A 17,643-nucleotide genomic window follows, 5' to 3' on the forward strand; every position below is an offset into this window, starting at 1 on the left:
CTTGCCCTAGCACCGCGCCGGGGGAAGGACCAGAACCACAAACCCGTGATTGCCAAGCTGAGGGGGCTGTGATCCTTTGGCCGGGATCCTTCGATCAGGACGAAAGGGCCCGCCATGCCACACGATCATTCGCACGATGACTTGCACGGTCATCCTCATGACGACCACAGCCATCTGGACGATGAAACCGCCCGGGTCATGGCGCTGGAGAAGCTTCTGGCCGACAAGGGGCTGATCGATCCGGGCGCGCTGGATGTCATCCTGGACACCTATGAAACCCGCGTCGGTCCCCGCAACGGGGCCCGCGTTGTCGCCCGTGCCTGGACCGATCCCGATTTCGCCCAGGCGCTGAGGGACGACGCCACCGCCGCGATCCATGGCATGGGCTTTGCCGGGCGGCAGGGCGAACATCTGACGGCTGTCTTCAACACGCCGCAGGACCACAACATGGTCGTCTGCACACTGTGCTCCTGCTATCCGTGGTCGGTGCTGGGCCTGCCTCCGACCTGGTACAAATCCGCCCCCTACCGCGCCCGCGCCGTCAGCGATCCGCGCGGCGTCCTGGCGGAATTCGGCGTGACCCTGCCCGAAGGCACCGCGATCCGCGTCTGGGACAGCACCGCCGAGATGCGATACCTTGTCATTCCGATGCGCCCCGAGGGCACCGAAGGCTTCAGCGAAGACCAGCTGGCCGATCTGGTGAGCCGTGACAGCATGATCGGCACCGCCCTTGCGACCACCCCCGCCACCGGGGAAGCCGCATGAACGGCCCGCAGGATCTGGGTGGCCGCGACGGCTTTGGCCCCATTGCGCCCGACCCGCAGGACCCGCTGTTTCACGCCGAATGGGAACGCCGCGCCATGGCCATGGTGGTGGCCGCCGGCGGGGCCGGGGCCTGGACCATCGATGAAAGCCGCTTTGCCCGCGAAAACCGCGATCCCGGCGAATACTACGGCCTCAGCTACTATCAGCTGTGGATCCGCGGGCTGGAGGATCTTTTGAAGACCAAGGGCCTGGTGACCGACGACGAACTGTCCACCGGTCAGGCCGATGGCCCCGCCGATGTCACCGCGCTTGCCGCCGACAAGGTCGGGCCTGCGCTGATGCGCGGGTCGCCCTATGACCGCGATCCCAAGGGCAGCCGCCCGGCGTTCGAGGTCGGGCAGACCGTGCAGACCCGCAATCTTCAGCCGCGCGGCCATATCCGCATGCCCGCCTATTGCCGCAACCGGCGCGGCGTGGTCGCCGCCGTGCATGGCTATCACGTCTTCCCCGATACTTCGGCCAAAGGCGACCGCACGACGGCGCATTGGCTGTACAACATCAGCTTCGCGGCGCGGGATCTGTTCGGCGATCGGGCGGGCGAAAATGACCGTGTGAACGTCGACCTGTGGGAACCGTATCTGAATGTCTGACGCGCGCCTTCCAATTCCCGGACCCGACGCCGGGGACCTGCATTTCTTTGCGCCCTGGCAGGCCAAGGCCTTTGCCCTGACCGTGCATCTACATGAAAAGGGGGCGTTTTCCTGGACCGAATGGGCCGAGGCGCTTTCGGAACGCATCGGCTCCGACCGCCCCGCGCCCGACGCCCAAAGCCCGCAAGCCCATGCCGAGGCCTATTGGCGCGACTGGCTGGATGCGCTTCTGGGGCTGGTGCAGGTCAAGGGCCTGGCCGAGGCCGCGCTGATCGAAGAGGCCGCCCGCACCTGGCAGCGTGCGGCCGAGGCGACCCCCCACGGCACCCCGATCGCCTATGAGGCCGGGTTGGAGCATTAGGCCAGCCGCCACCCGTTGTCGCCACCCGTCGCCGCACCCAGTTGCCGGGCCATGTTCCATCGCCGCCCAAGCTGATCTATGATCCCGGCAAGAGCGGCCCGCGACAAGGCCGCCGAACCCCGGGCACATCAGACAGACCGGACAGATTGGGCGCGAGCAACCGCAGATGAGCAGATCCACATTCCCCCGCCAGGTGTCTCTGGCCATCCGAGACCTGGCCGCCCGCGCGCTTTCGGCCCTGGCCGTCGCGCTGCTGGTGATGACCCTTGCGCTGCCCTCGGCCGCACGCGCCCAGGGGCTGACCGGCCTGGCGCGGATCGACACCGACGCCAGCGCGATCAGCGATCAGGGGCGGGGCGTTTCGGTGACCCTGGGCCTGTCGCAGGGTGTCCCCTGGCGGATCTTCACCCTTGCCGCCCCGACCCGCGTGGTCATCGACTTCCGCGAGGTCGACTGGACCGGCCTGTCCGCCGAAGCGCTGTTGCAGACCGACCGCGTGACCGGGCTGCGCTTTGGCAGCTATCGTCCCGGCTGGTCGCGGCTGGTTCTGACGCTGGCCGACCCGATGCAGATCGACACCGCCACCATGCGGATCGACACCGAAACCGGGCAGGCGGCGCTGTCCGTGGGGCTGTCCTATACCGATGCAAAAAGCTTTGCCGACCGGGCCGGGGCCCCGCGCGATCCGCAATGGGATCTGCCGGTGCCGGCGCTGACCGCCCCGCCACAGGGGGATGACGGCATCCTGACCGTGGTGATCGACCCGGGCCATGGCGGCATCGACCCCGGGGCCGTGCGTGGCAACCTGATGGAAAAGACCCTTATGCTGGATCTGGCCCGCGCCGTGCAGGAGACTCTGATCCGGCGCGGTGACACCCGCGTGATCCTGACCCGCGACGACGACAGTTTCGTGCCGCTGGAACGGCGGGTGTCGATTGCCCATGACGTGCGTGCGGATGTCTTCATCTCGCTCCATGCCGATGTGCTGCCCAATGGCCGAGCGCGGGGGGCGACGCTCTATACGCTGGCCGATACGGCCACGGACGAGGCCTCGGCCAAGCTGGCGGAACGGCACGACCGCGACGACCTGCTGTCGGGCGTGGACCTGACCGGCAAGGATGACGTGGTCGCGGGGGTGCTGATGGACCTGGCGCGGCAGGAAACCGCCCCGCGCGCCATTGCCCTGTCGGAAACGCTGCAACTGGCCATCGCCGCCGCCGACGTGCCGCTGAATTCCCGCCCGCACCGGGCGGCCGCCTTTTCAGTGCTGAAGGCCCCCGACATCCCGTCTGTCCTGATCGAGGTCGGCTACCTGTCGTCGGAACGCGACCGCAAGAACCTGGGCGACCCCGAGTTCCTGTCGCGCATCGCCCGTGCCCTGGCCGATGGCATCGCCGCCTGGGAAACCGCAGACGCGGCCAAGCGTCCGCTGGTCCGGCAGTAGGCCCCGATCCCTGGACCCGGATCAGTTCATCAGACTGCAGACCTTGTCGCCGTCACCTGTGCCATAGGTCTTTTCCCATTTTCGGCAGTTCTGCATCGCGGCCTGCTGCGCCTTGGCCGGATCGCTGTTCCAGGCATAGCCGCACCCCCGGATGCCGGTGATCGTGCTGTCCTTGCGACCCGCAAAGGCCAGGTGCCAGCCCTCTTTCGCGGCTGCGGATTTCTGCCGGCGGATCTGCTTGCGCGCCGCGGTGCAGCCCATGGCGTTGCGGTCCATCATATAGGTCATGCAGGTGCCGAAATCATGCCCGGCCCCGCGGCAGGCGTCGTAGTCGGTATTGGCCTGGGCCAGGGCAGGGGCCGCGGGAAGCGCCAGCAACAGGGCAAGGGCCGAAAGGGTCGGGAACCGGGTGGGACAACGCATGGGGATGCCTTCTTTGGAAATGGACACTGGAAAAGACGAATTCTGTTGGTGACGCCATTTGGCGACATCCGGCCCGGCCTGTCAAATCCAATGACCGGCACCTTGTCGGGACCCATCTCCGGGCGACAGAAGGCCGATTGCAGGCGCATTGCATGATCGTGTTTTGACCCCGGCATCCCCCCGGCTTATATGATCGGCACACACGCATGGGGCCTGCATGATCAGATTCGTCTTATCCTTCTTCGGAGGCATCTTCAGCTTTCTGACACTCGGCGTGATGGTCATCGCGCTGAGCATCGGTGCGATCTTCTGGGTCTATGGCCGCGATCTGCCCAGCCATGAAAGCCTGGCGTCCTACCAGCCCAAGACGATCAGCCGGATCTATTCCTCCGAAGGGCGGATCATCGACGAATTCGCCCAGGAACGCCGTCTGTTCGCGCCGGCCGATGAAATCCCCGAGCTGGTGAAACACGCCTTCATTTCGGCCGAGGACAAGAATTTCTACACCCATGCGGGCTATGACACCCGTGGCATCGCCGCCGCCATTGTCGAGGCGGTGCAATCGCGTGGCCAGAACGTGCGCGGGGCCTCGACCATCACCCAGCAGGTGATGAAGAACTTCCTGCTGTCCGGCGATCGCCAGATCGAACGCAAGATCAAGGAAATCATCCTGGCCACCCGGCTGGAAGAAACCCTGCCCAAGGAAAAGATCCTTGAACTGTACCTGAACGAGATCTTCCTGGGCCAGAACTCTTACGGGGTGGCCGCCGCCGCCCAGACCTATTTCAACAAGGCCCTGTCGGACCTGGCCCCGCACGAGGCCGCCTTCCTGGCCTCGCTGCCCAAGGCCCCGTCGGATTTCCACCCCGTCCGCCGCAAGGAACGCGTGACCGAGCGCCGCAATTTCGTCCTGCGCGAGATGATGGAGAACGGATATATCTCCCGCGCGGTCTATGAACACGAGGTCGCCCTGCCGCTGAAATCCGTGCAGAACGGCGACTACGAAAGCTATCGCACCGAACGCCCCCCGCGCGATTACTTCACCGACGAGATCCGCCGCCAGCTGTCGCGCGACTTCGGCGAAGGCGAATTCTTCACCGGCGGCTTCACCGTCCGCGCCACGATCGATCCCGAAATGCAGGTGCTGGCGGCGCAGTCGCTGCAGCGTCAGCTGGAGCAATACGACCGTGGGCTGGGCGTCTGGACCGGCACCGGCAAGACCATCGACCCCGCCCAGCTGGGGGACGAGGCCAGCTGGCGTGCGGCGCTGGCCAACGTGCGCGTCGCCCGCGACGTGACGCTGGATGGTCCCTGGCATCCGGCCGTCGTGCTGGGGGTCGAGGATCAGCAGATGCGCCTGGGCATCGAAGGCGTCGAGGAAACCGAGGCCGAGCCCTTCGTGGTCCCGCGCAAGGACATTTCCTGGATCCGGGGCAGTTTCCGCGACAACTTCAAGCCCGGCGACGTGGTGCATGTGCGCCGCATGACCGAAGACGGCAGCGGCAATTTCATCCGCTGGACCCTGCGCCAGGTGCCCAAGGTCCAGGGCGGTTTCATGGCCATGGACGTCAACACCGGCCGCGTGATCGCCATGCAGGGCGGCTTCAGCTACCAGAACTCGGTCTTCAACCGCGCCACCCAGGCGCGCCGCCAGCCCGGGTCCAGCTTCAAACCCTTCGTCTATGCCGCAGCGCTGGACAGCGGCTATACCCCCGCGACGATCATCATCGACGCCCCGATTGAAATCGACACGCCCCAGGGCCTGTGGCGGCCGCAGAACGCCAGCCACCAGTTCTATGGCCCGACGCCGCTGCGCACCGGGATCGAACGGTCGCGGAACCTGATGACCATCCGTCTGGCCCAGGAGGTTGGCATGGATGTCGTCGCCTCTTATGCGGAAAAGTTCGGCGTCTACGACAACATGGGTCAGTACCTGGCCAATGCGCTCGGCTCCGAGGAGACGACGCTTTACAAGATGGTCTCGGCCTATGCGATGTTTGCCAATGGCGGTGAAAGGGTCGAACCCACGCTGGTCGACCGGGTGCAGGACCGCTATGGCCGCACGATCTATCGCCACGACCAGCGCCAGTGCGTCGACTGCGCCGATCCCAGGATCCCGCGCAGCCGTGGCCCCGAAATCGTTTCGGACCGGGCGCGGGTGATGAACGCGATCACCGCCTATCAGCTGACCTCGATGATGCGGGGCGTGGTGGAACGCGGCACGGCCTCGTCTGCGGTGAACCTGCCGGTGCCCACGGCGGGCAAGACCGGCACCACCAACGACGCCAAGGACGTCTGGTTCATCGGCTTCACCTCGAACGTCGTGGCGGGCTGCTACATCGGCTATGACGATCCCAAGCCGCTTGGGCGCGGGGCCTCGGGCGGGGGCTTCTGCGGTCCGGTCTTCCAGCGCTTCATGAGTGAGGCGGTGAAGGAATACGGCGGCGGCCGCTTCAAGGTGCCGCCGGGTGGGCATTTCATCAATATCGACCGCTACACCGGTGCTCGTCTGCCTGACGGGGCCAGCGGCGAAAACGTGGTGGCCGAATACTTCCGCGACGGGGAAGAGCCGATCTTTGGCATCACCTTCGACGGCGGCTTTGCCATGGGCGCGGATCTTCCGCTGTTCGACGAGGCCCAGGCGGGGCCGCGGCAGGTCACCACCTCGACCGGGAAGAAGGCGACCGTGGGGCCAAAGGCCAGCTTTGGCACCCTGTCCTCGGGCGGGCTTTACTGACATTTCATCATGGGGGCCGGGCACCACCCGGCCCCCGCTGCCCGAACGGGGCGGCACATCTTGCCCACAAGGCGGTGGCACGGTATCACCCGGCCCTGACAGGAAAGAACGGATCAGACATGCGCGCCGAGACCCAGAACATCGTCTCTGACATCGAAAAATCGCTGGAGCTGTTGCGCCAGCGGATGAACTGGGAGACGGCGCAGCACCGGCTTGAGGAATTCAACGCCCGTGTCGAGGATCCGAACCTCTGGGACGATCCCGAAAAGGCGCAGGCGCTGATGAAGGACCGGCAGGCGCTTGTCGACAGCCTGGCCGTGCACGACGGCATCAAGCAGGAACTGTCCGACAACGTCGAGCTGATCGAGCTGGGCGAGATGGAGGACGACGACGAAGTCGTCGCCGAGGCCGAAGCCGCGCTGAAGGTGCTGAAGGCGCGCGCCGCCGAGAAAGAGCTTGAGGCGCTGCTGAACGGTGAAGCCGACAGCAACGACACCTTCCTTGAGATCAACGCAGGTGCCGGCGGGACCGAGGCCTGCGATTGGGCGTCGATGCTGCAGCGGATGTATGTCCGCTGGGCCGAGAAGAAGGGCTACAAGGTCGAACTGCAGTCCGAGGAAGCCGGCAGCGAAGCGGGCATCAAGTCGGTCGCCTACAAGATTTCCGGCCACAACGCCTATGGCTGGCTGAAGTCCGAATCCGGCGTGCACCGTCTGGTCCGCATCTCGCCCTTCGGCAAGGGCACGCGCGAGACGTCGTTCGCGTCGGTCTGGGTCTATCCGGTGGTCGACGACAATATCGAGATCGAGGTGAACCCCGCCGACATCCGCATCGACACCTACCGGTCTTCGGGCGCGGGCGGTCAGCACGTGAACACCACCGACTCGGCCGTGCGGATCACCCACGCGCCGACCGGGATTGTCGTGACCTCGTCCGAGAAGTCGCAGCACCAGAACCGCGACATCGCCATGAAGGCGCTGAAATCGCGGCTTTATCAGCTGGAGCTGGACCGCCGGAACGCGGCCATCAACGAGGCGCATGAAAACAAGGGCTCGGCCGGCTGGGGCAACCAGATTCGATCCTACGTCCTCCAGCCTTACCAGATGGTGAAGGACCTGCGGACCGAGCACGAGACCTCCGACACGCAGGGCGTCCTGGACGGTGCGCTGGACGGGTTCATGGCGGCGACGCTGGCGATGAACGTCTCGGGCAAGTCCCGCGCCGAGGCCGCAGGCGAGGATTGAACTGCGCGCCTTCGGGCGGCGGTTTGGATTTGGGGAAGGGGCCGGGGTCGGCCCCTTTTTCTTTGGGCGATGCCATGTGGCGACATTCGGTCACCCGATCAGTTGTTTGTACCGCCCGGCGTTTACGCCGGGCAGCGCCGTCCCGCCCCCCTGGGGCGGCGCTATTGCGCCCCCCCGCGGGCCGGACGCTGCCCTTTGTGAAGACAGCACACGTTGCGATCCGGTTTTATCTGGTGATCGAAGTCAACGCAGTCGCCGATGTTGTCGCCAATTTCTCAGAGTTGAGGATTCTTCTGGCAGGCACCTCCCGCCCTTCCACCCAAGATCCCGCTTCCCAAAAAGCCCGCATTTCCGCCGAGCGGATCCCCGCCTGTTTTCCCTGCGCCCGCAACATGGCATTTTGCCAAAAAAGACCATGCAAAGGGCAGCGACATGGATGGACAGGGCATGCACGGACCGGACCCGGTGACCCGGATCGAAAGCGATGGCATCGTGGTGACCGTCTCGGACCACGGGGCCGAGATGCAAAGCCTGATGACCCCGGACGGGCGTGAACTTCTGTGGCATGGCGATCCGCAGGTCTGGTCGGGGCGCTCTCCGATCCTGTTCCCGATCGTGGGCCGTGCACCCGACGACCGGGTCGCCATTGACGGGCAGGGCGGCGAGATGGCCCAGCACGGCTTTGCCCGCCGCATGACGTTCGACCGGATCAAGGCCGAACCGACCCGTGTGGTGCACAGCCTGACCGACAACATGGCCACCCACGATGCCTACCCGCGCCCCTTCGCGCTGACCGTGACCCATGCGGTCAGCGGTGCGACCCTTGCCGTAACCGCCGTGGTCGCCAACACCGGGCGGGCGATGATGCCCTTCTGCCTGGGCTTTCACCCCGCCTTCCTCTGGCCGCTGCCCGGGGCCGAGGGGCAGGCGCATCGCATCACGCTGGACAATGGGGCCGAGCCTGCGCTGGCGCGGCTGACCAACGGGTTGCTGGACGACACCCGCCATCCCTCGCCATTCACGGGCGGAGAACTACGGCCCGACCCGGCGATGTTCGACGCCGACGCCATGATCTTTCCCGAGGGTGCGGGGCAGGGGCTGCGCTTTGATGCGCCGGACGCCTCTGACGCGCCGAGCCTGCGTTTCACCTTTGAAAATCTGCCCAATCTTGCCCTGTGGCAGAAGCCCGGCGCGCCCTTCCTGTGCATCGAACCCTGGCACGGCATGGCCGCGCGCAAGGGTGCGGGCCCCGAGATCGCGGACCGCCCCGGCGCGATCACCCTGGCCCCGGGCGAAAGCGCGCGCTTCCGCTGGTCGGTGACGATCGGCTGATCCTCTCCGGGCACGTCGGCCCCACAGCCCCCCGGAACCCGACCCTGAAGCGCCGCACCGGGACCGTGCCGCACAGCCGAACCGCCATGCGAGGGCAGGCTTGCGCGGCTGCACTCTGGCATTCCCGCGCCGCATCGCTAACCTCCCGCCAAAAGGGGAGAGGTGAGATGACAGAGCTGACAACGCTGAGCGCGCGGGACCTGCTGGGGAAACTGAAGACGAAAGAGGTCTCCTCGGAAGAGGTGATGCGCGCCTGCCTGGCCCGGATCGAAGCCGAGAACCCCCGCGTCAACGCCATCGTCGCCCTGCGCGATGCCGACCAGCTGATCCAGGAGGCCCGGGCCCAGGACCAGGCACGGGAAACCGGCGACACGCCCGCCGGGGCGCTTCAGGGGCTGCCGTTGGCGATCAAGGACACCGCCAATGCGGCGGGGCTTCCCGGCACGCTGGGCTCTCCCATCCTGAAGGACTTCATCCCCAAGGCGGATGATCTGCACGTGGCGCGGATGCGGGCGGCGGGGATCATCGTCATCGGCAAGACCAACGTGCCGGAATTCGGGCTGGGATCGCATTCGGTGAACCCGGTCTACGGGGCCTCTTGCAACCCTTACGACACGGGGCGGTCGATCGGCGGATCCTCGGGCGGGGCGGCGGCGGCGCTGGCCACGGGGATGCAATGGCTGCTGGACGGATCGGACATGATGGGCAGCCTGCGCAACCCGGCAGGCTGGGGCAATGTCTACGGTTTCCGCCCCAGCTATGGCCTGGTGCCGAACGACCCGGGGAAAGAGCTGTTCCTGTCCCCCATGGCCACCGCCGGCCCGATGGCGCGCTGCCCCGACGACCTGGCGCTTTTGCTGGACGTGCAGGCGGGCCGCGATCCGGGCGTGCCCTTTTCCCACGGCGACGGCCCGTTTTCGGGCGCGCTGAACGCCGACCTTACAGGGCGCCGCATCGGCTGGCTGGGCGACTGGGGCGGGGCCTGGCCGATGGAGGACGGGGTGTTGGCGACATGCGAGGCCGCCCTGAAGACCTTCGAAGACCTGGGCTGCACGGTTGAACCGCTGGCGGCCCCGTTTCCGGCCGAGGACCTGTGGCAATCCTGGATCGACCTGCGGTCGCTGGCGGTTGCGGGCAGTGTCGGGCCGCTGTTCGACAACCCGAAGTACCGCCCGCTGATCCGCGAAGACGCGGTCTGGGAGATCGAGCGCGGCCGCGCCCTGAGCGCGAGCGAGATCCTGCGCGCCTCTTCCATCCGCTCGGCCTGGTATCGCGCGGCGGCGGCGCTCTTCGCGCGCTATGACGCGCTCATCGCTCCGACGGCGCAGGTCTGGCCCTTCCCGGTGGACTGGGCGCATCCGAAGGTGATCGCGGGCCAGGCGATGGACACCTATCACCGCTGGATGGAATGCGTGATCCCGGCGTCGCTGATCGGCTTGCCGGGGCTGGCGGTGCCTGCGGGCTTCGGGGCCGGGGGGCTGCCCATGGGTCTACAGCTGATCGGCCCCTACCGGGGCGATCTGGGCGTGCTGCAACTGGCGCAGGGCTATCACTTGGCAACCGACTGGCCATCGCGCCGCCCGCCGCCTCGCGCCGGGGGCTGAGGCCCCGGCAGTGGCTGACCACGGGACCCCCGGGCTAAAGCTGTATTTGGGATGTTCTTGATCGCGCGGGATTTTCCGGCTTCCCTTTGGCAAGGGTCCCGGCACATCCGCCCGGACAGCACGGAGGATCCATGCCAGACACACCGCAACTGGGGGTGCCCCCGCTGGTCCCCGTCCGTTTCGACCACTTGCGCCAGGCTCTGGCGCGGGGGGCGGCGGACATGCGGCGCGCGCCGATCTGGGGGATGTTCTTTGCCTTTGCCTACGTGGGCATCGGCTGGATCCTGGCCTGGATCACCTTTGCCACCGGGCAAAGCTATTGGCTGATCTTCGCGGCGGTGTCCTTTCCGCTGGTCGGACCCTTCGCGGCCGTGGGGCTATACGACGTGTCCCGAAGGCTGGAACAGGGCCGCCCCCTGGACCGGGGCGCGATCCTGACCGTGATCCTGCGTCAGTCGAAACGACAGCTGCCGTCGATCTGCGCGATCATCATCTTCATGCTGCTGTTCTGGTTCTTCCTGGCGCATATGATCTTTGCCCTGTTCCTCGGGCTTTCGACCATGACCAACATCTCGTCCAGCGCAGAGGTCTTCCTGACCCCGAACGGTCTGGCCATGCTGGCGGTCGGCACGCTGGTCGGCGCGGGCTTTGCGCTGCTGCTCTACATGATCACAGTGATCGCCCTGCCGCTGCTGCTGGACCGCGAGGTGGATTTCGTCACCGCGATGATCACCTCGTTCCAGGTGGTGCGGGGCAGCCCGGGGCCGATGCTGGCCTGGGCGGCCTTCATTGCCGTGGTGACCTTCGTGGCGCTGATCCCGGGGTTCCTGGGGCTGTTCTGGGTGCTGCCTTTGCTGGGCCATGCGACCTGGCACCTGTATGACCAGCTGGCCTATGGGCCGGACGCGGGCCGCCGGAGCTGAACGCGAAACGGCCCCGCCGGGGCGGGGCCGTTTGTAGGGCCGTTTACTGTACCGCAATCAGGATCCTGACGAACCGCGCCGATCAGTAATCCCGTTCAAAGAAGATACCCAGGGAACTGTCGCCATCCGATCCAAGCTGCCCCTTGGCGGTCAGGTTGTCCGTGACATCCAGGTTGATCGACAGGCTGGTCTTGCCGCCGCTTGTCGCCTCGACCTCGGTATAGATGTTGTCGCTGATGTACTTGCCGGCGCTCAGCGCGGTTTCCCCGTCGGCGGTCTGGCTGACGTCCAGGTCGTCCAGACCGGCCCCGTCGCGGATCTTGCCCACGACGCCGCCGCCCCCCTTGCCCGTCAGCTCGGCGATGGCCACGGCCAGCCGGGCCGCCTGCAGCGGCGAAAGCGAGGCAATGTCGCGTTCGAAGAACAGCTGCGACAGGACCTCGTCCTCGGGCAGTTCCGGGCGCGAGGTAAAGACCACCTGGGGCGCGGCGGCAGGGCCGTCCATGACGATCTGCACCACGTATTCGCCGGAACTGCTTTCCGCCACCAGCCGGATGATCGGATCGAAGCCACCCGCCAGACGCACCCGGCCCTCGGTCAGGTCCAGCCGCTTGGTCAGGATGTCGATCCGGCCGCGCACCAGGTCGAACTGGCCCACGGGGCGGACGTCATTGGTCGTGCCTTCAAGCGTCAGCCCGCCGCGCAGCTCTGCGTCGATGCCGCGCCCGCGCAGGAACATCGAATTCTCGGCCTCGACCCGCAGGTTCAGGCGCAGGGCGTTGCCGCCGCCAGACCCGCCCGAGGAGGCACCATCGCTGTCGGTCAGCCCGGCCCGTGTCCGGGTCGCCCGGCTGGCCGCACCTTCGTTGACGTGGCGCATCTCGGGGATCGCCTCGACCCCGCCGAACCCGCCCGAGGGGATGCGCAATTCGGTGTCCGACAGACCGATCCGCCCGGCGACGGTGCCGCCCCCGGTCAGCCCGCCGCTGACGGTGATCCGGCCATTGGCGCGGGTCGACAGAAGGCCGGGTTTCTCGATCGGGACATTGGTCAGCGTCGCCACCAGATCGGCGGGGTAGGACCCCGACAGGCTGACCGGACCGGACAGGGCGATGGCCCCGCCGTTCACCGTGGCGCGCAGGTCGGTCTGGGCGCGGCCCCCTGCCAGCGACACGGTGCCGCCGATCGCCTCGACCGCCAGTCCCGCCGAAGGCACCGACGCCCGCCCGCCCGAGACCGAGACCTGACCGGACAGCGCCGAAAGCCCCGGCTGGCCCGAAAGCGCCAGGTCGAACCGGGCGGTGCCGGTGATGCTTTGCGGGGCGATATAGGGGTTGGCCAGCGCCAAGGGACCATTGCCCGAGATGTCCAGGTCGACCGCGCCGCCCGGCAGCCCGACCCGCCCCGAAACCCGCGCCACCGTGCCGCCCGGCCCGTCCGCGTCGATGGTCAGCGCCAGGGCCCCGCCCTCCAGCTGCCGCACCGATCCGCTGGCCGTAACCGGCCCCGAAGGGGCCTGCGCCACGACCTGCGACAGCGAGGCCAGCCGCGCGCGGAAATCAAGATCCGTCGCCCCGTCTGCGATCAGCCCGCTGGCGCTTGCCGTCACGCTGGCGCCGTCGACCGTCGCACTGTTCAGCCGCAGCTGGCCCTGATCGAACCGCCCTTCGGCGGCAAAGGTGGTGGTGCCGCGCAGGACCTCATCCGCCAGCGCCTGACCGGTGCCGATGTTCTGCCCTTCGCCGTCCAGGTCCAGCACATAGGCCGTGCCGTCCTGTACCGCGCGCAGGTTCACCGTGACCGGCCCGCCCGAGGCCCCAAGCGGCGCGCCGGAATTGTCCAGCGTCACGCTGGCGCGCAGGTCCCGTGCGCCGTCGGTCAGGTTCCCTTCGGCCTGAACCGACAGGGCGGGATTGGTGATCGTAGCATCGCGCAGCAGCATCCGTTCGCCCAGCAAAAGCGAAACATCCAGCCGGGTGTCCCCGGTCAGAAGCGCATCGGCCTGGGCGATGCCCGTGGCCAGGTCGCGTCCGGTGCCGGTGATCGTGACGCCGGTATCCGCGCCTTCTTGCTGCGCGCGGATGGTCAGATCCAGCGGGCCGCCTTTACTGCCGGTGACCACGCCGCTGTCATACAGCTGGCCGGTGACGGTGACGTCGCGGGCGCCTGTCGTCAGCTCTCCGCCCGCCTCGATCGACAGGGCAGGGGTCGAGATCCGGGCGTCTTCCAGCAGGATGCGGTCGGTCAGCGTCAGGCGCAGGGCCAGGTCGGTTTCCCCGGCCAGAAGCGCATCGGCCTGGGCGATGCCCGTGGCCAGATCCTGTCCGCCGCCAAAACCCGTGACCTCGAACCCGTCGGGCAAGCGCTGCACGGCGCCGGCGATGGCCAGCGGCCCGCCCTCGGCCCCGGTGAAGGCCCCGGAGTTGGCCAGTTGCGCATCGTATTCGATCCGGCCCGCGTCATCGGCCAGAAGGCCGCTGGCGGACAGGCGGATCTGGTCGTTGGTCAGGCTGAAGGTTTCAACCTCAAGCCCCGCCTGGCTGCGGTTCACGGCCAGGTCCAGCACCGCGTCGCCGCCGATCACCGGGTCCAGCTGTTCGATCCCAAGCGCAAGGTCGGTGGTCGACCCCTGTGCCGTCACCGCAAAACTGCCGCCCAGCAGATCGGCCGACAGGGTGAACCCCAGATCGGCACGGCCCGTCAGATCGGCCCCGGCCAGCGGGGTCAGCCGCGACAGATCGGTGATGCCCGCGCGCCCTTCGGCGGTGACTACGGATGTGCCGCCGCCCGGGGTCAGGGTGGCATCCACCTGGGCGGAATAATCACTGCCCTGCAGGTCCAGGCGGTCCAGCACCACGTCCTCGCCCTCGGTCCAGGCGATGCGGGTCGTGGCGGTGACCTCGTCCCCCACGGCGGATTGCAGCGCGGGGTCGGTGAAGACCAGCTGCGACAGGGCGGCGTTCAGGTTCAGATCGACCGCGCGGGTGCCGCTGGTGGCGATGGTGCCGCGCAGGCCCAACTCTCCGATGCCGACGGTCACGTCGGGGCGCACGAAATCCGCCAGGGTCACGGTGGCGGTGACGTCCTCGCCCTGGTCCGCGTCGAACTGCGCCGCGATCACCGCCTGGCGCAGGGTCGGGCCATCACCGAAGGGCAGGGTGACCGGGCTGCCGTCCTCGGCCCCGATTTCACCGTTCAGGGCAAAGCGCTGCGGCCGGCCATCGGCGGCCAGCGCGAAGGACCCCGACAGCTGCACCGCCGCCGCCCGCAGGTCCAGCGCATCCAGCACCAGACCCTCGGGTCCGCTTTGGCCGTTGGCGGTCAGGCGGATGTCATCGCCCAGGAAGTCGCGCGCCTGGGGCAGAAGCACGGCGGTCAGATCGCCGCCCAGATCGGCGGCAAAGCGCTGTGCGCCATCGGCCTGACCGGTCAGCGTGACGGTCCCCGCCAGCCGGTCCTGCCCGTCCGAGGCCAACGAGATCTGCGCGGTGAAATCGTCCAGCGGCCCGTCCCCGTCCACCCGCAGCGACACCGAGGGCCGCCCGGGCAGGTCCAACAGACGCGCAGCGATGCCGTTCTCGGGCTCTTCCGCAGTGATCTCCAGCACCAGCTGGTTGGCATCCGGTTGCAGGTCGACCTGGGCGGTGATCTCTCCGGCGCGGTCCAGGCGGCGCAGCGACAGCGCGGTGGCCAGCCTTTCGTCGTCCAGCGCGGCATTGCCCGCAAAGGTAAAGCGCGCGGCTTCGCCCAGCACCGGTTCGCCCAGTTCAAGCGTGGTGATCGAGACCTCGCCCACGTTCACGGCCACCGGCAGATCGGGGATGGCAAAACCCGAGGCCTCGGCCTTGGCCGTGTCATCGCCCTTGGGCAGGCGGTTCACGGTCAGGGTTTCGGCCGACAGTTCCTCGACCTCCAGCCGCCCGCGCAACAGCGCGCCGCGGTTCCAGCGCAGCACGGCCCCCGAGAGCTCAAGCCAGATGCCGTCCTCGTCGGCGATGGTCATCCGATCAAGCGTCGCGGTCGAGGACAGCGCGCCCTGGAACCCCTGGATGTCGACGGTGCGGCCCGCGCCCGACAGGCTGTCCTGCAGCAGCCGGGTCAGGAAGCCTTCGCCATCCTCGTCCTGGGCGCGGCCCGTCCCGGGCAGCGCGGCAAGGGTGACGACCAGAAAGAGAGCAAGAAGATGTTTCACGACGCGAAGGTGCCTCGATGTGTCAGAGTGTCTGTAGGTGCGCGCAGGTCTTGGAACGCCAAGCTGTCTCAAAATGCCTGTCCAATCCCGACGTACAGGCTGACGCTGCGGCCCGCATTGGGGCCGGTGATGGGGGTGGCCAGATCGGCGCGCACCGGGCCGATCCCGGTCTTGTAGCGCACGCCTATGCCTGCGCCGCCGTGCCAGTTGCCGCCCGCGAACTGCGACGAGGCCGCGACATAGCCATAGTCCACGAAGGCCACGGCCCCGATGTTCCCGGTCACGTCGCCGCGCACCTCGGCCGAGAGCGCGGCAAAGCTGCGCCCGCCGGTCTTGGTGGCCCCGGTGCCCACGCCAAGCGATTGGTAGCCCTGGCCGCGCACGGTGCCGCCGCCGCCCGAGTAGAACAGGAAATCCGGCGGGGTCGAGGCGATCGAGGGCCCGATCACCGATCCCGCCTGCATCCGCCCGGCCAGCACGATCTTCTGCCCGATTTCCCGGTAGCCGCGCAGGTCCGCCGTGGCCCGCAGCCCGGTGGCCGATCCCGAAAGCCCGACAAAGGGCATCAGCTCGACCTCGGCAAAGGCCCCCTTGCGCGGGTCGGTGCTGTCGTCGCGGTTGTCCCAGGTCGCGCCGCCGGTCAGCAGCACGTGGCGGAATTCGCGGGTGCCAAAGCTGTCCCTGGTGCGGGCCAGGCGAAAGCCCAGCTCGCTCCGCAGGGTCAGCTTGTCGTTGATGATCCGGTCGACTCCGACGCCCAGTTCGACCTGGTCGGTCAGATATGTCGGCTCATCCTCGCGCGCGATCAGCGCCCGCAGGGTCAGCTGCGCATCCGGGTGGCGGAAGGCGGGCCGGGTCAGGGTGGCGGCAAGCGAATAGTCGATGCCGCCGGTCTGGCCGCCGATCCCGGCGACCTCGGCGTCAAAGCGCAGCCGTTCGGCCCCGCCAAAGAAGTTGCGGTGCAGCCAGTAGCCGGTCAGGCGAAGCCCCTCGGTCGTCGAAATCTCGGCCCCTGCGCCAAAGCGGCGGGGCTTGGCATCCTCGACCTCGATCACGGTGCCCAGGGTGTCGTTCGGGCCGATGGCCGCGTCCTCGGTCACATTGGCGGCGCGGAAGGCCCCGGTGCGGCGCAGCCGGCGTTCGGCCTTGTCGATCTCGTCGGGGTCATAGGTCTTGCCCTCGGGGATGCCGGCGATGGCGCGGATCCGTTCGGGGCGCACCGCGCTGTCGGCACTGTTCGCCGCGATCCGCGACGGCCCGAAGCTAAGCCGCGGTCCGGGCGTGATGCGAAAGGCGGCATCGACCTGGTTGCGGGCATGGTCGGCGGTGATCGTCTGGGCGGTGACGGCGGCCTTGGCGTGGCCGCTCTGGCGCCAGGCCTCGACCCCGTCCTGGGCGGCTTCGCGCATCACGGCGGTGCCGGCACGGGCCCCGGTCGTGAAGCCTTCGGTCAGGGTGTCCGACGAAGGCAGCGGCGCAATCTCGGCCTGGCCGAAGGTGAAGGCGGGGCCGGTGTCGACCGTGATCTCGATCCGGTTGACGGCGGCGGGCGGTTGCAGCGCCGACAGGCGCGCGGCCTCGCGGCCATCGACCCGGATATTCACCTCGGCGCTGAAATAGCCCTGTTCATACAGCGCGGCCAGGACCCGGCGGTAGTCGGCCTGGGCGGCGGCGATAAGGTCCTGCACGTCCGTCTCACCCTCGTCCAGGGCGGTCTGCGTCAGAGAGGCCGACAGCAGGTCGTCGCGCAGGTCATCGGGCGCGGTCAGCTTCAGCTCGGCCGCCGAAAGGGGCGCGCTGAGGGCAAGAGAAAGGCAGGCGGTCAGGCAAAAACCGGGCGCAGGGGCGCGGCGGACAAAGGGCATAAGGGCGGTGTCCCAGGGTAAATAGGCGTCTTCCCCAAAGTAGTCCTTGGCTGGCGGAGTTCCAGCGGATTCGCGCCCATGGCAGCCCACGCGCGGGGAATTG

General features: G+C 67.9%; 12 protein-coding genes. 9 read left to right on the forward strand and 3 right to left on the reverse strand.

Features of this window, described 5'->3' with window-relative positions:
* The first annotated feature begins 114 nt into the window (after positions 1-114).
* The 4 genes from nthA to BMX99_RS01565 all read left to right on the forward strand — a co-directional run bounded on the left by nthA (position 115) and on the right by BMX99_RS01565 (position 3,220).
* Positions 115-765, forward strand: a complete 651-nt coding sequence (gene nthA / locus BMX99_RS01550) for a nitrile hydratase subunit alpha (protein ID WP_093446273.1) — start codon at positions 115-117, stop codon at positions 763-765.
* Positions 762-1,415, forward strand: coding sequence for a nitrile hydratase subunit beta (gene nthB / locus BMX99_RS01555; RefSeq protein ID WP_093446276.1), 654 nt, complete (start codon positions 762-764; stop codon positions 1,413-1,415). Before nthA ends, nthB begins: the two co-directional genes overlap by 4 nt.
* Entirely contained in the window at positions 1,408-1,776 is a 369-nt protein-coding gene (locus BMX99_RS01560) for a nitrile hydratase accessory protein (protein ID WP_093446279.1), read from the forward strand. The genes nthB and BMX99_RS01560 overlap by 8 nt, the downstream gene beginning before the upstream one ends.
* Positions 1,777-1,942: 166 nt before the next feature.
* Positions 1,943-3,220 (forward strand): N-acetylmuramoyl-L-alanine amidase, encoded by a 1,278-nt coding sequence (locus tag BMX99_RS01565; RefSeq protein WP_322788129.1) that lies wholly within the window; start codon positions 1,943-1,945, stop codon positions 3,218-3,220.
* A gap of 21 nt (positions 3,221-3,241) precedes the next feature.
* On the opposite strand, the gene BMX99_RS01570 is transcribed toward BMX99_RS01565, so the two are convergent.
* The gene (locus BMX99_RS01570) at positions 3,242-3,643 is read right to left on the reverse strand and encodes a hypothetical protein (protein ID WP_093446282.1); all 402 of its coding nucleotides are present in this window, start codon (positions 3,641-3,643) and stop codon (positions 3,242-3,244) included.
* A gap of 217 nt (positions 3,644-3,860) precedes the next feature.
* Between BMX99_RS01570 and BMX99_RS01575 the strand changes: the two genes are divergently transcribed.
* The 5 genes from BMX99_RS01575 (at position 3,861) to BMX99_RS01595 (ending at position 11,483) form a co-directional block, all read left to right on the forward strand.
* Positions 3,861-6,380, forward strand: coding sequence for a penicillin-binding protein 1A (locus tag BMX99_RS01575; protein WP_093446285.1), 2,520 nt, complete (start codon positions 3,861-3,863; stop codon positions 6,378-6,380).
* Between the two features lie 119 nt (positions 6,381-6,499).
* On the forward strand, positions 6,500-7,624 hold the full coding sequence (gene prfB / locus BMX99_RS01580) for a peptide chain release factor 2 (RefSeq protein WP_093446288.1): 1,125 nt from the start codon (positions 6,500-6,502) through the stop codon (positions 7,622-7,624).
* A 432-nt stretch (positions 7,625-8,056) separates the two neighbouring features.
* Positions 8,057-8,956 carry an aldose 1-epimerase family protein gene (locus BMX99_RS01585; RefSeq protein WP_244525615.1) on the forward strand — a complete coding sequence of 300 codons (900 nt, stop codon included), beginning with the start codon at positions 8,057-8,059 and terminating at the stop codon, positions 8,954-8,956.
* A gap of 167 nt (positions 8,957-9,123) precedes the next feature.
* Positions 9,124-10,560 (forward strand): amidase, encoded by a 1,437-nt coding sequence (locus BMX99_RS01590; RefSeq protein WP_093446290.1) that lies wholly within the window; start codon positions 9,124-9,126, stop codon positions 10,558-10,560.
* Positions 10,561-10,691: 131 nt separating this feature from the next.
* Positions 10,692-11,483, forward strand: a complete 792-nt coding sequence (locus BMX99_RS01595) for a DUF2189 domain-containing protein (RefSeq protein WP_093446293.1) — start codon at positions 10,692-10,694, stop codon at positions 11,481-11,483.
* A gap of 82 nt (positions 11,484-11,565) precedes the next feature.
* Here the strand turns inward: BMX99_RS01595 and BMX99_RS01600 are convergent, their stop codons facing one another.
* Together BMX99_RS01600 and BMX99_RS01605 are read right to left on the reverse strand one after the other, a co-directional pair.
* Positions 11,566-15,675, reverse strand: a complete 4,110-nt coding sequence (locus tag BMX99_RS01600) for a translocation/assembly module TamB domain-containing protein (RefSeq protein WP_093446296.1) — start codon at positions 15,673-15,675, stop codon at positions 11,566-11,568.
* Between the two features lie 68 nt (positions 15,676-15,743).
* Positions 15,744-17,540, reverse strand: a complete 1,797-nt coding sequence (locus BMX99_RS01605) for an autotransporter assembly complex protein TamA (protein WP_093446303.1) — start codon at positions 17,538-17,540, stop codon at positions 15,744-15,746.
* Positions 17,541-17,643: the final 103 nt, after the last annotated feature.

It is taken from the genome of Pseudooceanicola nitratireducens, assembly GCF_900109195.1.
Taxonomy (GTDB): domain Bacteria; phylum Pseudomonadota; class Alphaproteobacteria; order Rhodobacterales; family Rhodobacteraceae; genus Pseudooceanicola; species Pseudooceanicola nitratireducens.

Bases quoted from the DNA above. Each gene is read 5' to 3' on its own strand.
- BMX99_RS01605 (WP_093446303.1), bottom strand. From the start codon at position 17,540: ATGCCCTTTGTCCGCCGCGCCCCTGCGCCCGGTTTTTGCCTGACCGCC.
- BMX99_RS01590 (WP_093446290.1), top strand. From the start codon at position 9,124: ATGACAGAGCTGACAACGCTGAGCGCGCGGGACCTGCTGGGGAAACTG.
- nthB (WP_093446276.1), top strand. From the start codon at position 762: ATGAACGGCCCGCAGGATCTGGGTGGCCGCGACGGCTTTGGCCCCATT.
- BMX99_RS01585 (WP_244525615.1), top strand. From the start codon at position 8,057: ATGGATGGACAGGGCATGCACGGACCGGACCCGGTGACCCGGATCGAA.
- BMX99_RS01570 (WP_093446282.1), bottom strand. From the start codon at position 3,643: ATGCGTTGTCCCACCCGGTTCCCGACCCTTTCGGCCCTTGCCCTGTTG.
- BMX99_RS01595 (WP_093446293.1), top strand. From the start codon at position 10,692: ATGCCAGACACACCGCAACTGGGGGTGCCCCCGCTGGTCCCCGTCCGT.
- nthA (WP_093446273.1), top strand. From the start codon at position 115: ATGCCACACGATCATTCGCACGATGACTTGCACGGTCATCCTCATGAC.
- BMX99_RS01560 (WP_093446279.1), top strand. From the start codon at position 1,408: ATGTCTGACGCGCGCCTTCCAATTCCCGGACCCGACGCCGGGGACCTG.
- BMX99_RS01565 (WP_322788129.1), top strand. From the start codon at position 1,943: ATGAGCAGATCCACATTCCCCCGCCAGGTGTCTCTGGCCATCCGAGAC.
- prfB (WP_093446288.1), top strand. From the start codon at position 6,500: ATGCGCGCCGAGACCCAGAACATCGTCTCTGACATCGAAAAATCGCTG.
- BMX99_RS01575 (WP_093446285.1), top strand. From the start codon at position 3,861: ATGATCAGATTCGTCTTATCCTTCTTCGGAGGCATCTTCAGCTTTCTG.